10 protein-coding genes are annotated in these 16,061 nt (G+C 30.6%); 9 read left to right on the forward strand and 1 reads right to left on the reverse strand.

Annotated elements, in window-relative coordinates; translation table 11 throughout:
• Positions 1–2: 2 nt before the first annotated feature.
• From ABNT65_RS17185 to ABNT65_RS17225, 9 genes are all read left to right on the forward strand, one after another.
• A complete protein-coding gene (locus tag ABNT65_RS17185) occupies positions 3–3,977 on the forward strand; it encodes a hypothetical protein (protein ID WP_348746427.1) in 3,975 nt (1,324 codons plus the stop codon).
• A complete protein-coding gene (locus tag ABNT65_RS17190) occupies positions 3,964–5,898 on the forward strand; it encodes a contractile injection system tape measure protein (RefSeq protein WP_348746428.1) in 1,935 nt (644 codons plus the stop codon). The genes ABNT65_RS17185 and ABNT65_RS17190 overlap by 14 nt, the downstream gene beginning before the upstream one ends.
• Entirely contained in the window at positions 5,865–6,473 is a 609-nt protein-coding gene (locus tag ABNT65_RS17195; RefSeq protein ID WP_348746429.1) for a hypothetical protein, read from the forward strand. The genes ABNT65_RS17190 and ABNT65_RS17195 overlap by 34 nt, the downstream gene beginning before the upstream one ends.
• 11 nt (positions 6,474–6,484) lie before the next feature.
• Positions 6,485–7,345, forward strand: coding sequence for a DUF6734 family protein (locus tag ABNT65_RS17200; protein WP_348705583.1), 861 nt, complete (start codon positions 6,485–6,487; stop codon positions 7,343–7,345).
• A gap of 11 nt (positions 7,346–7,356) precedes the next feature.
• On the forward strand, positions 7,357–8,052 hold the full coding sequence (locus ABNT65_RS17205) for a DUF4157 domain-containing protein (RefSeq protein ID WP_348705585.1): 696 nt from the start codon (positions 7,357–7,359) through the stop codon (positions 8,050–8,052).
• A 13-nt stretch (positions 8,053–8,065) separates the two neighbouring features.
• Entirely contained in the window at positions 8,066–12,097 is a 4,032-nt protein-coding gene (locus tag ABNT65_RS17210) for a hypothetical protein (RefSeq protein WP_348746430.1), read from the forward strand.
• 3 nt (positions 12,098–12,100) lie between these two features.
• Entirely contained in the window at positions 12,101–12,757 is a 657-nt protein-coding gene (locus ABNT65_RS17215; RefSeq protein WP_348746431.1) for a hypothetical protein, read from the forward strand.
• Between the two features lies 1 nt (position 12,758).
• Positions 12,759–13,580, forward strand: coding sequence for a hypothetical protein (locus ABNT65_RS17220; RefSeq protein WP_348746432.1), 822 nt, complete (start codon positions 12,759–12,761; stop codon positions 13,578–13,580).
• A 316-nt stretch (positions 13,581–13,896) separates the two neighbouring features.
• Positions 13,897–15,246 (forward strand): ATP-binding protein, encoded by a 1,350-nt coding sequence (locus tag ABNT65_RS17225; protein ID WP_348746433.1) that lies wholly within the window; start codon positions 13,897–13,899, stop codon positions 15,244–15,246.
• A 211-nt stretch (positions 15,247–15,457) separates the two neighbouring features.
• Here ABNT65_RS17225 and ABNT65_RS17230 read toward each other — a convergent pair whose 3' ends face one another.
• Positions 15,458–15,964 carry a hypothetical protein gene (locus tag ABNT65_RS17230; RefSeq protein WP_348746434.1) on the reverse strand — a complete coding sequence of 169 codons (507 nt, stop codon included), beginning with the start codon at positions 15,962–15,964 and terminating at the stop codon, positions 15,458–15,460.
• Between the last annotated feature and the right edge of the window lie 97 nt (positions 15,965–16,061).

The raw sequence follows: 16,061 nt of genomic DNA on the forward strand, positions 1-16,061 counted from the left end.
TCATGGCTACGAAACTTTTAGATATAACAACAAACTATCGTCGATTTACCCAAAATCAAGTATTAACAGAAGGGCAATTAAATGAAATGGTAAACTATTTTGATGATCAAGATAGGTTGTCAAGAGTATTTTTAAGTGGTGTTGGATTGTTATGTGGTTTTAAAGTAAGTTATAGAAAATCAAGTAGCAATATTATCATTACTCAAGGAACAGCCATTACTACAGATGGAGATTTGTTAAAGTTTTACGGAGCTGATAATGAAATTCAAACCAATGCAAATATTTATAGGTTTTTTAAACCGTATGATAATGACGAAGCAAAATACAAACCTCATTTCTATAAAGATGGAGATCAATTAGAAATATATGAGTTATTTACTTTGCCGCAAGTCAATGCTTCTAAAAGATTACAAGATGAAACAGAAGAACTAGAGGAGTTAATAGATAATAAGATAGCTATAGAAGATGCCGTAGTATTGTTATATCTGGAGGAATATGACAAGCAAAAAGATTTATGTGTAAGTCTTTCTTGTGATAATCAAGGCTTGGAAGTAAATCATAATTTAAAAGTATTATTAGTAAGCACAGCAACAGCAAAACTAATAATGCAACACGATACTATTAGTAATAGCCAGGCGAATCTTTCAAACACAGGATTACAGAATCTTCCTGATTTAATAGCGAACAGAGTATTAATGCAACCAGAAGATTTTTCTGATTATATAGAACTAAAAAGAGAGTTTACTCAATATGTTTTTAAAAATGATATTAGTAAAAGAACTTTAAAAGCTTACGAAGAGCTTTTTAGCTTGTTACGTTTAAATTCATGGTATCAAGTGTTTGAAAAAGCCTATAAGCATCTTTTTGAATACGAATCAGAAACCGAAATTCCTCCAGATTTTCAATATAGATATGATATCTTAAAAGATATTATTGATACTTATAATGAAATTAAAGAACAATTACGTTGCATAGATTACAACCTATCTTGTACAGTTGATATCAAAGCATTTCCTAAGCACATTATGTTAGGAAAAATACAAGAAGAAAAAAGAGGAGAATATCGACATAACTTTTACAAATCGCCAATTTTTAATGAATGCAAAACTATACTTAACAATGCATCATTAAAAAATCAAGAAGAACATACAGTACATGAAAGAATTTGGGATATTGAAGGAACGATTAAAAGGCTGTATCAAAGTCAAAATAAAAAACAAGCCAAACTATATAGCTTAGTAAAAAGAAGTTTACAGTTATTAATAAACTACAATGCTAACTATACTAATATTAGAATAACACCGTCTTTTGAATTAGGAAAACTAAGTAAAAAAGCCATCCCTTTTTATAACAATGTAGGTAAACATTTAATTAGTCTTTGGGATTTTGAAAAAACAATTCATAATGAACAAAGAAAAAACAGAAGTTATCATACAGCACATTTAGATTATAAAAAGCCGTTAGACATTTGTATTGATGCCGATTTTTATAGAATAGAAGGACATCAAGGTAAAAATTATAAAGAGGTGATCAAATCACTTCAACTAATTAGAAGAAAGAAAAACCTTAGCTTTAATATTATTGCTTTAAAAATAAAAGCAACGCCTGAGCAAAGTCAAGATTTTTTACATGCATATACAAAAGACTATTTATATAGAAATCATGGATACGAACATAAAGCAGGAGTAGTACCAGGCGGAACTTTTATTCTAATTTATATAGATAGTGAGTATGATGATTTCCCACGGCCATATGGATATGGTTATCCGTATAATTATCCAAAATCAGTTTCATTAGCAGGAGATTTTATAGGAGACGATGTAGAAGAACCAATTATTGTAAATGCACCAGTAGTAGCCGATTTTTCAATACCTTATTTATGCTGTGATGAAAATAATATTCATTTAAGCTTACCAGTAAAAGAAATCTGTTTTGATGAACATACACTACCCATTCCATTTAATGTAATGCCTAAAAAAGGTTTTGTAGAAGCTGAGGTAGAAGAAGGATTAAATGGAGGAGTTACCATAAATAAATATGGAGAATTTGTGTTGGATACTAATTTAGTATCTAAAGAATTACATGGAAAACCTATATCATATACCGTTAATAATTTTGAGACGAATTGTGTAATTACAGTTAATAAAAAACCAAAATTTGAATTTATTGTAGATACACTTAGCGAACCCACACCAGAAAGAATCATTACAGTAACCTTTAAAATTCAACAAGAAGATGGACAAGAAGGTGTTGAATATACTTGGGATTTTGGAGACGGTTCTACATTAATTACAACTTCGGAATTAAGTATTGCACACGATTATTTTGTGGAAGAGGAACAATTAAAAGTAGAGGTAACATTAATAGGCGTTAAAAATGGATGCTCCACAAAAATATCCGAAAAAATACTATTAGAAATACCAAAAGTAGAATTAAGCTTACCAGTAAAAGAAATCTGCTTTGATAAAACAACATTGCCATTAGCTTTTGCTGTATTGCCTATTAAAGGAATTGTAGCGGCTGTAGTAAGAGAAGGATTAAACGGAGGTGTAACAACTAATGATGTTGGTGCATTTATTTTTAACCCTAATTTGGTAAGCCCTGAATTATATAACACACCAATACCTTTTACCGTAAATGGTTTTGCAACCAATTGTCAAATTATCGTGTGGCCTAAACCCGCATTTAGGTTTGAGGTAGATACTATGGAAGAACCTGTTGGAAACAGGGTAACAGTAAACTTTATTATAATACAAACCCCTGTTATTGATGGAACTTCATTTACTTGGAACTTTGGAGATGGTACTCCTATACAAACCACTACTGAAACTAGAATTTCACATACATACCAACTAGGAGAAAGAAGTTTACGCCCATTGGTAGTAGTACAAGCAAAAGCAGGAGTTTGTACAAGTGAATATTCAGAAAGTATTATTATTGATGTAGTGGTACCTCCACAAATAAGTATAGAACCTACCACATTTTGTAGAAATGACAATAACATTTACCCATTTAAAATACCAGATGGAATAAGAATAAGCTTAAGTGCAGAAGGAATTACGGTAACCGATAACGGGCAATGGGCATTTGAACCAAGTAATACCAGTTCTTCTACAATTACGGTTTTTGCCAATGGAAGCCCAACTGATTTAATACTAACTATTTTAGATATTCCTGCACCAATATTTAATGCATTTATTGAAGGTGAGTTGTTAATACTAGAGAATGAGTCTGAAATTACAGAAGCTTATAACTGGAATGTAAATGGCATAGCAATCACCCGAAGAAATAGAAGAAGAATAGAGTTACTATTAAGTGAAATTCCAAATACTGAAGAGGGACAAATTATAGTGACTATGCAAACGGTGAGTGAAAATTGTGGTGAAAGTGACATTGAAACCATGATACTATCTGTTCCTGTAACCAATAGCTGTGTAAAAGAATTAGATAATTACACAGGATTTTTTGAGCAAGAATATGAAAACTTAAAAGCAGAAATAGGAAGAGCACTTGATGATAACGTCGCTACTTTATGGAGCGGTTATAGTGAAACCATACAAAAAGTAAAAGATTTTAGAGCGGAATTAGATTCGGATGAAAATGTGGAAGTAATTATAAAATCATTCTTTCCTAATACTACTGTTTTTGACGATTTGCTAAATGCTTTAGAAATAATTTCAACAGGAAATAATAAAGTAGCCGTTCGATTTTTAGCAGAAGCCTATATTAATATCTATTACTTAATGTGGTGTTGTAAACTTAAAAAAGAACAAACACCCAACTCAGATTTTATACAACGAATGGATACTGATATCCGTGAGTTTTTAGGAACTGCTAGAAGTATTAATTTCAATATAGATGAAATAAATAGATTAAAATCATTCTTAGAAAAAGTACAAAGAGAATGTGGTGAAAACACTGAACTAAATAATTCAATAATTAATACACTTAACAATTTGAATTTTGCAGTTGCATAACACACATATCATTCATAAAGTATTTGTAGAGGTAAATACAGATTCTCTAGAAAGTGGACGTCATTTTAAAACCAACTTTCTAGAGTATTTAAAAGACGCCATGTTTCCTCTTTTAGAACAAAAGTTGGAAGCAATTGCAACAAAAAGTAGTGCGTACAGTATTAGACTTCAAGATGTGTCAATAGATATAGAAGTTGCTTCTGCTAATGATTTTAGCCAAATAAAAGAAGAAGCTATTGTATCTGTAGAGAAAAATATAATAAAAGCTATAGAGGCTAATTTATTAGATAATGACACTCAAAATGAAAGTGTTTTAATAAATGAAAATACCAGTCAAAAAGAAATTTTACAAACATTTTTAAGAACTGGTAAGTTACCCTGGTGGACATTAACCGACACAACTAAAATAACGACACTTTTAAATACTATAACATTAGAAGTTCAATTATTAGAAACCAAAATATTTAGAGAACGTTTTATAAAACAGTTCAATAACGATCAATTAGTAAGTTGTTTAGTAAGAGCAATTAAAACAGATAATACTTTTACAGAAAAGCAAAAACTGAAAGTTATAAGTATCCTAAATACAATCTATGCAACAGTAATAGAAAAAATTTCGATAAACTCAGAAGAACGCTTCTTGTTTTGGGATACCGTTATTTTAGAACTGATACTTAACAATAAACAAACTAGTAACTTAGAAAAATTAATACAACTTTTTGCCCTTATTACTATAGAAAATTTAACAACAACTCAACTATTTTTTATAAAACAGTTTATTGAAGAAAAAAGTAAGAAAACATCAGTTATAAAACTGTTATTGAACTTTCACAAAGTAAAACACGAGCTATTACGCGCTTTTCAAGTACATTCTTTAATTCAAAAAGGAAACACGATTGAACGCATTTCAAATAATTCTAAAAAAGAACATTCTTCAATCCGTGAAATTATTTTAGAGCTTCAAAAAATACTCAGAACAAAAGATAAAGAGCAAATAATAAAGTTAGTTCCTGTTTCTAAAAAATTACAAGAAGTTTTGGGGAGTATTGTCAAGTTCTCAAAAACACACCTTGAAAAACTAACCAAAGAACAACGTAAAGAAGTAGTAAAATTAGAAACAGCAGTTACAATAGTAAATGAAGAAAATGTAATACAAAAAATAGCTTCAGGATTAGAATTGCTAGAAAAAATAAGCAATCAAGAAAACATAAACACAAGTAAAATTGTAAAAAAACTAAAAGAAACCTTTGAGAATTTTGAAATAAAAACAACAACAAATTATACAACGGAAATAACTTTAAAAGTTCCACCACCTGAATTATCAGAAAAAGAAAAAATAAAAATTAATACAGAGATTTCTGAAAACTTAACCCATTTAAAAAATAAATTAATAGGAAGTAAAAAGAGTCAAGAAACCTTATCTGATACAGAACTATATGTTGAAAATGTGGGAATTATTTTGGTACATCCTTTTTTAAAATACTTTTTCAAGAATTTAGAATTGTTTGATGAAGAAAAAAAGGAATTAATCAATCCAGTAAAAGCAGCACACTTACTACACTACATCGCTACCAAAGAAACAAAAGCGTATGAAAATAACATGCTGTTTGAAAAAATACTATGTGGTATTCCAGAAAACCAACCCATAAATAGATTTGTAGACATTACAGAAAACGAAAAAGAAGAAGTAGAAAACATGTTGAAATCAATGTTGTCAAATTGGACGAAAATGGAGTCGTCATCCATAGAGTTGTTGAGAAATGAGTTTTTACAAAGAAGTGGAAAATTAACCATTAAAAAAGGAAAAATACACGTAAAAGTAGAACGCAAACCACAAGATATTTTAATAAACAATATCAACTGGAACATTTCCATTATAAAATTTCCATGGATAAAAAACCTAATACAAGTAGCATGGTAAACAATAACTACATAGCATTAGATAACCGATTAATTTATCAGGAGCAAAAAAAAGTGTTACGCTACCTTTTTGAAAAAATAGACCTATCTAAAATAGTGTTTGTTGGTGGAATTGCAGACTACTTGAATCTTAGAGATTACTATCATATGATAATTAATGATGTAGATTTAATTTATGAAGAAGAAAAATATTTAGAAACATTCTTAAAAGAAAACCAAGCAACAAAATATAAGAATAAGTTTTATGAGTCCTTGCATGATGAGGTTCTGGTAGTAAATATTCCAGTAGGAAAGAAGCTAGTTCATTTTGATTTATTCCGAAAAGACTTTGAGGATGTTGAAATAACAGAATCAATATTATTAGGAAAAAAAGTCTTACACAAAAGTTTTGAAGCTATGCGAACCTTTCACAATACAGAAATAGGGAAACAAACTTCAGAAGTAATGCAAAAAAAATATGAATGGAAACGTCTATATAAACATAGCATAAAGGCCTCTTTATACAACACTGTTTATCATGGAACCTGTAAAAAAAGTCAAGATGAAATGCCTATAAGATATGCGCTAACCAAATAAATAGTCAAACATTGAAACAGTCACCTAAAATAATATACAGTTTAGATACCTATCCATTAATTAATAATAGATGGAATATGGGAAATCGATTAAAAGAAACCATTTATATGACGGCATTAAGCGTATTACAAAGTCATTTATGGTATCCAGAAATTGAACTGTATGTAGATGAAACAGCATATAAATACTTATACATGTTGCCATGTAAAGTAACCCTAATTCCACATAATTGGAATGCCGATTTATGGATGAAAGTAAAAATGCAGGCTATTGAAAAGCAAACCCAACCTTTTGTGCATATTGATACCGATATATTTTTAAGTAAATATGTTTCTTTTGATTTTGATAAAGTATTATTAGAAAGAAAAGAAGCTTCCTATAAAAGGCATTACAAACCGCAATTAGCTTTTTTTAATGCATATACCAATCACCTTACCTTTTGGCACAACGATTTACAAAAAACCTATAGCTGTGGTGTTATTGGGTTTAATGATATGAAGTTAAAAAGCCAATTTATAAAAGCCTATCAAGAAGTAGAAAAAGTGTATACCAATTTTAAACAAGAATACATTCCATTTAAGAAAAAAGGATATGAACCCTGTATTGTTATAGAACAATATACACTTGCTTGCTTATTAGATAAACACAAAATAACTCCAACCTTATTGTTAGAAGGAGAAAGCCTTTTTCAGCATACAAAAAAAGCAAAAGAAATAGGGTTTAGCCATCTTTTTGGAGTAAAGAAATACGAAGACACTATTGTAAAAACAATTGAAGAACGATTGCAAAATATCTTTCCTTTTTGGTATCAAGAAATAAAAAAGGAGCTGATAAAAAGCAAGTATATGAATGATTATAAGGTAACTTTTTAAATCTAGCAGTAATGAAAAGCTTTTTATTTAATCAAGAAAATAAACATCATAAAAAAAAGAATAACAATCCCTTTTTTAAAAAGGTACAAGCCAAATTAAAAACCAGAACTTCAAAAGATAAATATGAAGTAGAAGCAGATAAAATGGCAGATAAAGTAGTCAATAAAACTACAGAAAAAGGAAGTGTTCAAAAAAAGGAAGAAGAAGTACAAGCTAAACCTTTAGCAGCAGCAATAACACCATTGATACAAAAGAAAGAAAATACAGAAGAGGTGCAAACAAAAAACGAAGAAGAAACATTACAAACTAAACAAGAAGAGGAAGTACAAAAAATGGAGGAAGAGGAAGCGGTTCAGGCTCAAGAAGAGGAAGAAGTACAGTCAAAGTTATCATCACAAAAGTCATCGCAACAACCCATGAACTCTCAATTAAAAAAAGGAAGTGGAGGTAAACAGATGAATGGTAACACTAAAAATGAAATGGAATCAGGTTTTGGAGCAGACTTTAGTAACGTAAAAATCCATACAGATACCAATGCTGAACAAATGAGTTCAAATATAGGTGCACAAGCTTTTACGCATGGAAACGATATTTATTTCAATAAAGGAAAATATGAACCAAATTCTAAAAAAGGAAAACACCTGTTAGCACATGAGTTAACCCATACCATTCAACAAAAAGGAATGAAAAAGAAAAAAGAATCTTAAAATTAAAAAAGTAATGTTTGTAGCAAAACAAAATAATAATAAACCAAGTGCTAAACCGACGGTAAAGTCGAATAAGTTTATACCGCCTAAAATGAAGGTAGTAAAACCTAAGGATGCACAAGAAGCTACAAACAAAGCTAAAGAGAAAGTACAGGAAGCTCAGCCTGAAAAAGCAACTACATTTTTTAAACCAGAAGCAAAAGCAACAATACCTACTAAAACAGGCGTTAAAAAAGAAGCCGCTAAAGGTAAACCAGGAACTTCAAACCTAGCGTTAAAAACAAATAAAACAGAAGCAGCTAAAAAAGAAACAAAAGAGCCAAAAGAAACTATTGTTGAGATTGCTCCCAAAAAGAAAGAAGAGGTAGGAAAAGGAAAGCAAAAAGCAAAAAAAGAACAAGTAGCAAAAGAAGGAGCACAAAATATACCCAAAGCTCCCACGCGTCCACAAGATGATCCGGCATTTAAAAAACAAATAAAACATACGGAGAATGTAAAAACAGAACAATCACAACATCCTGAACCAACAACCAAAGTAACAGAGCAAAAAGGAGCCTCACATTTACCAGCTAAAGCACAAAGCAGTAAAAACAATCAGCAGGCATTTATGACTGAAATGGATGAAACCTCTAAACAAGAAAGAAAACCATTTACTGCGGAATCGTTCAAGAAAACCCTAAAGAAAAATTTAGATGCCTTAGAAAATGACTTGCCTAGTAATTCAGATGAAGCAAAAGAATTTAAGAAAGAAAAACCAATTCAAAAAGTAAAAGAAAGCATTTCAGGAGAAGTTACTGCGCAAAGTGATACGTTGGCAGGGCCTATGAAAAACAAAGCCAAACAACCACTTGAAGATAAAGGATTACCTACTACAGAAGCAGAACCATTACAACCAGTTACTCCTCAAAAGCCACCTAAACCTATTGTAGCTAAAGCAGCAGTGCCAAAGCCAAAAACCAAGCAAGAGATTTCTATGGAAAAAGAAAGTCAATCGCTTGATACTTATATGGATGAAAATAAGGTTACAGAAAAACAATTAGCAAAATCTAACGAACCTAAATTCACCACTGCTTTAGATCAAAAAACGCAAGCACAAACAGAAGCCAAGCTTGCACCAATAAACTATAAAAAGAAAGAAAAAGCGACGCTGTCAAAAGCAACAAAAGTAGCAACTAAAGACGGGGCTAAAGGTTTAGACTCCATGAAAGCAGCAAAAATGCTTTCTGAGAAAAATGTCCTAAAAGGTCAACAAACAGGAGAAAAATCAGATAAGGACCAACAAAAAGAAATTTATACTGCTTTTGAAAATATTTACAAGGAAACTAAAAAAACAGTTACCGAAAAACTAGAGAAATTATCTACAGGAGTAGACAGTTATTTTAGTGTACAGGCAGAAAATGCGAAGAAAACCTTTGAAAAAAATGTAGAAGAACGATTAGATGATATTTACGGATGGACCACGTTAGATGATAAGCTTTTTGGAGAAGACACAGAAGCCATAGAAAGAGCTTTTGAAATTGAAAAAAGTAAGTTCATCAAAACTATGGATGGCGTATTAGATAAAATTGCAGAAGAAGTAGCCAAAGGATTAAATGAAGCGTTGGAGGCTATTGAAGAAGGAAAAAGAAAATCGAAAGAAAAGTTTGAGAGTTTAGACGCTTCACAACAAAAACTAGCCAAAGATGCTTTTGAAGAGTTTAATGATCAATACGCTTCCTTAGAAGATACCGTATATGAAAAACAAGATGAATTAGCGCAAGACTTAGCCAATGCCTATAAGAAAAATGTAGATTCATTAAGAGAATCTTTTGATGAAATAAAAGAAAAAGTAAGTGCAGGTTGGATTGGTGCTGCATTTAATGCCTTAGCAGGTGTGGTAAAAACCATTCTAAAAATAAAAGATTTACTACTTAATTTATTAGCCGCTGCGGCTAGCGCCATTGGAGCCATTATAGCAGATCCTATAGGATTCTTAAGCAACCTAATTAAAGGAATAAAACAAGGTTTTGTTGATTTTGGAACCAATATTAAAAAACACTTAATAAAAGGATTGATAGAATGGTTAACAGGTTCTTTAGGAAATGTAGGTATTACGTTGCCAGACAATCTATTTAGCTTATCAGGAATTTTCAATCTAGTAGCCCAAATGCTAGGGCTAACTTGGGATTATTTCCGAAGCAAAGCAGTAAAATTATTAGGAGAGCCAGTAGTAGCAGGAATGGAAAAAGCGGTGGAGATATTTAAAATTGTTAAAAAAGACGGAGTAAAAGGACTTTGGGAATATATCAAAGAACAGTTTAATAACCTAAAAGAAATGGTTATGGATGCTATTCGAGATATGATTATTACTAAAGTTATTGAAGCTGGAATCAAATGGATTATGGGCTTATTAAGTCCGGCTGGCGCTTTTGTAAAAGCAGCCATGATGATTATTGATATAGTTAAGTTTTTTGTAGAAAGAGCCGCACAAATATTCGAGTTAGTTACCGCTTTTGTAAATAGTATCAAAGCCTTGGCAGCAGGAAATGTAAAAGCAGTAGCCAAAGGTATAGAAACCGCTTTAGCCAAAGCCATTCCTGTATTAATAGGTTTCTTAGCCTCTTTATTAGGCATTACAGGCTTAACAGCCAAGGTGCAGAAAATTATTAAAAAAGTCCGTAAGAAAATAGATAAAGCTATTGATAAGATTATTAAAAAGGCTAAAAAACTTTTTGGAAGAGGTAAAAAAGGAAAGAAAGTAAGTAAAGATAAATTGAAGGAAAAAGATAAAAACGAAAATGAAGAAAAGAAAGATGAATTAAAAGATATTAAAAAGAGTCTGAGCAAAGACATAAAAAAAGAACTTAAAAAAGGGTATGGTCCCAAGAGTTTAAAAAAGAAAATTAAGCAATGGAAGAAGAAATATAAACTTAAAAAACTAGAATTAAAAGGAGGTAAATTACTATTAAAGTTAAATCCTGAAGATCAACTAGATGCCATTGATTCTATAACTTTAGGAAAATTGTTAATACCTATTTTAGCAAAAGCGGAACAAGAATATGTAGAACTCTTTATTGACGGAGAAGCTGAAGTGAGAGCTAAGGTAGAAGCGAAGAAAAAAGAAATGAAAGAAGGGAAGTCTGATTTAACTGGAGCTGCCCCAGATGTTAATCAGCAAATTTTACGAGAATCGAGCTTGCAAAAACCAACAGGAAAAACAAGAGGTAGAACAGAAGTTGGTGGAGGAACTACGGTATCACATCAAACTACAGGAAGTTTTGCTACCTATAAAGTTGAAAATATAGGAGAGTATAAAGATTTAGTAAATATAGGTGGAGATATAGCTAGTTTTTTTGAAGATAAAAAAGTACCAGGAGTAACAACTAGTTATATGAATAACGCTATAAAAGGAATTTTGTCAACTGGTAACCCAACTTCAAGGAGTTCTAAAAAACAAGCATTGTTAAGGTTCTTAAAAAGTAAAGAAAGAGAATATAGAAATGGAGTTGGTAAAGGTAAAGATCCAAGAAAAGGAGTTCTAGATAAAATAGGCGTATATGAAAGAACTTTAAATAGATTGATAGTTTTAGTACAAGAATTAGAGCCTATAAGACAAGACGGAATGGCTGCTACAACAGCTATGCAACATCAATTAGATAAGACGGATCCAAATAGAACACTTAATGATCAATTATCTCCAGACGGTAAAAATCCGATGACACCTAAAGGAGCTTCAATGCAACCTCAAGCTAAAGAAACAAAAGATAGAAAAACAACAAGAGAAGGAGCTGAACAAAAGAGATTTAAAAGAACAGGAGATATTTTTAAAGACTTTGCTAAAATGGCCGGGAATGTAGAGGTGTTTGTACCTGCTGAAGGAACTTATGACTTAAAGCCATTAGAAAAACATTTAAGAGATTGGGTAAAATTAAAAATAGATTTTGATAATATTCCAAAAACAGACCCTAAATTAGCAGAAAAAGCACAAAAAGAAGTGGATGATGCTGAGAAAAAGTTTAAAGATGAAATAATGTTAATGATGTTAGACTATAACGGTAGAATGTAAAAAATGGAAAAAAAGTTTTTTTATAGATATATTTTAAAAAATGATTATTCTGATATTGAAATTTATGACAATATAGATAAAGTATGTAATCAACTTTATGCTAAAAAAAGAATACAGCTAAAGCAAATACCAGATGATTTAGAACAAGAGACCTTAATGAAAAGTTTTTTTATTGATGAAAATACAGGTACTAAAATTGTTTTAACTATAGATTATTCTTTAAAAATGATGTACTTAGATTTATCCTCTTATGAAGAAAATATTTTCGATTGTACTCAAGAAATAATAGAAGAAAAGCTACAGATTAACTCATTAGCAGATTTAACTGAAATAAATTTAAAAGAAATAGAAGAAACTCCTGAAGCTTTATTAAAAATAGCGATAGGTACTTCTTTTTTAACCCCTTTCCCTAAAAAAGTTAAAGATTTTTTAGAAGTAAATATACATCATAAAGAAAATGAGATACAAAAACTATCGTTAGTAGCAATTTATAATACATTACGTAAAGAATTTATTCCTTGTTTAAAACAAAAAATTGAAAACACTCAAGAAATTAATTTTAAAGAGAGTATTAAAACTGTAATTAATGAGCTCGAAAAGTCTACGTTGGAAGAAGAGTTAATGAAGCTAACTGTAAGAAATAATAAAGCAAATATGTAAAATGAAAACAATTAACCAAATCAATGGCATACCCTTGCACTATGCAAGATTAACGAACCATCCTTATGGAACAAGAGGAGAGCAACGCAACTTTTTAATAGAGGAAAACTTCTTAACCATATTAGAAAATGCACTTAAAGAAGTTTTTGAGAATTGTCCATTAGGAGTACCAGAAGTAATTACCACAGCGGGAATATTTGTAAATAAACCAGGGCAACATAGACACGGAAAAGCATTTGATTTAGATGCTATTTTTTGGGAGAATGAAACTTTAGTAACCACCAACTTTGTACACCAAAAAGAGTTGTATTTAGGTATTGAGTCTTTTCTAAGAAAACATTTCGGAATTGTATTGAATTATTATTATCCTAATCACAAAGATCATTGGCATGTAGATACAAGTGTGCCTGTAGACTATAATCAAAGCTCAAAATCAGAAACCTTATATGTGCAACTAGCTTTAAAACATATTTACAAAGAAGAAATTTTAGTAGATGGTATTTGGGGTAGACAAACTTCTGGAATTGTAAAAGAAGTATTTAATAGATTAGGCATTCATACACCTATCACCACAAAAGCTAATTATATAAAGTTTTTAGATGTTACAGGAAAAGTAGCTTTTAAACTATGCGAAGAAAAAGCAACACCTATTCATTTATTAGATAATTTAAATGAAGTAATAGAAGATTTACCACAGCAAAATAAATTAGCAGTAAGAGAAGCATTAAATAGTTTTTTAGATCATCATGATACTGCAAATTGGTTAGGAGATTTATCAGATGAACATGATTTAGACACTATTATAGATAGTGTGTTAGTTTAATTTTAATTAGTAGTTAGTCTATCTAGTGTTTTGATGTCACGTTGAGTGATTTTTCAGACTAAAAGGAAGAAAAATTGTATCGAGAAGAGATTAAATTAATCTTCTTGTTGTTTTTTACGGTTTACGAATAAGCTTTCCGGATAGGTCAGTTTTTTATGAAGTGTAAATGCAGTAAAAAAATGATAGAGAACAGTAATTTACACGAAATTATTATCTAAAAATAATTAGTTCGTAATAATAAATTCAAGATGTTATACCAGTTATTATTTTACAGTAATTTTAAGTGGTAAATGGTATTAGTATAAAAAATAAGAAAATGAACAATTTAGGAATTATAGAAAATCAACAAACCACTTCTTTAAAAGACATTTGCAACTATTTAGAGGAGATGATAATTTATCGACTAACCCTAGAGTTAACTGATGAACTAATTCCTAAACCTTCATTAACACTAAAAAATAATGACTCCTACATAGCTGCCTTTATTAATAAACATGCTTTGACTGAACAAGAAGTTGTATTGTTATTATTAGCCATTATACCAGAAATATCACCAAATTTTATAAACGAAATAATAACTTCTTTTTTACCCAATGGAGGTGAGTTTCCTGAGTTTGGCGGTGTAAAAGGAAAAAACCACAGAGGCATTCTTCCCACAGGAGAAACCGCACTGTATATTTTATATGGTAATGCCATAGAAGAACGCTTAAAAGGATTACAATATTTACAAAAGGAATCATACCTATTTCAAAATACGATTCTAGAACTAGAAACGGTTCCTTTAGGAGAACCCGTAATTAGTGGGCGATTATTAATACAAGAAGAATACAAAACAAAAATACTTACAGGTAAAGAAGTAAAACCAAAATTAAGTGCTTCTTTTCCCGCAAGTTTAGTTGAAACCACACTGTCTTGGGAAGATTTGGTACTAAAACCTACTACCTTAAAAGAAGTAAAAGAAATAGAAGCTTGGTTGCAATGCAATGATATTTTGCTAAATGAATGGGGAATGAAAGACAAAATAAAACCAGGATATCGAGTATTATTTTGGGGACCTCCCGGAACAGGAAAAACATTAACCGTAGGCTTGTTAGGAAAATACACCCAAAAAGAGGTATATCGAGTAGATTTATCCATGGTTGTTTCTAAATACATAGGAGAAACCGAGAAAAACCTTTCTAAATTATTTGACAAAGCTAAAAATAAAGACTGGATTCTGTTTTTTGATGAAGCAGATGCCATTTTTGGGAAACGAACCAATGTAAGAGATGCACATGATAAGTATGCTAATCAAGAAGTATCCTATTTATTACAGCGAATAGAAGCACATCCAGGGTTAATAATTTTAGCTTCTAACTTTAAAAATAATATTGATACAGCATTCACCAGAAGATTTAATAGCATTATAGAATTTGAAACCCCTAGTTATGAAGAACGATTAGAACTTTGGAAAAAAAGCTTGCCAAAAGCGATAGCGCTAGAAGAAACCGTTTCTATAAAAGAACTGGCAAAAAAATACGGAATAACAGGAGCTAATATTATGAATATAGTACAATATGCCTGTTTAAAAACAATTCAAGGTGAATATGTAACCATTCAGAAACAATTTCTTTTAGAAGGTGTCAAAAGAGAATATGCTAAAGAAGGGAAAACAATTAATATATAACCCTTAATGCCATTTCAAGCGTAAATTTATTCAGCGAACTACGAGAAACCTTTAGCGAATTACTGTTTTTTGCCTATCATACTCGGCACAGAAAGCATTTTTGCGCTAGCACTTTCACGGCATATCAACGCCATCTGGATTTTAAAAATAAAATAGTAAATTAATAGACTCTAAAACTAAAGATTACTTTTCATAGGAGCCAATGTTGTACTTAGTTGTTTTTCCACATTTTTTCAGAATCAACTTTTCTAAGCAGTTTTTTGTCAAGAGTATAGTATTCCCAAATTCCTTTCGGTTTTAAGTTTTCGTACTCACCAATTACTATATTAAATCCTTTTTTTGCCTCAAACTTTCCTCCGTTATGGAATGCTTTAAATTCTTCCATTGAAAATTCAGGGTTGTTTTCTTGATTTCCCTCATAATAAGTTTTAAAACCAGCTACCATAAATCCATAATTATAAGTCAAGTCCGAATCATTTATATTCTCACTTAAAGTTCTAACATAGTTCTCTTTTCCAAGTATTGCTTGGGTGTATGCTAATCCAAGAATGTTTTTTTCAGTTTTTTTAATTCCATTAAGTTCTACAAAAAGAGAATGAGCTTTTTCAATTTTTAGTTCATACAAATTTGACCAAGCAAGTTTCTCTAAATCCTCGAAACTTTTTGTTGTACAAGAAGTTAAAATTATAAGTAAGATTGTGAATAATAGAACTCTCATTTTTTTTCTGGCTAGCAATTAAGTAGAACGTTGCTTGTATGTTGCGTTTGCCTGCCGAAGGCGGCACATGCAATATACAAATTGTTAGGTGTGGTTA

Origin of the sequence: Tenacibaculum sp. 190524A02b, assembly GCF_964036645.1 — a bacterium.
In the GTDB taxonomy this organism is placed as follows: Bacteria; Bacteroidota; Bacteroidia; order Flavobacteriales; family Flavobacteriaceae; genus Polaribacter; species Polaribacter vairaonense.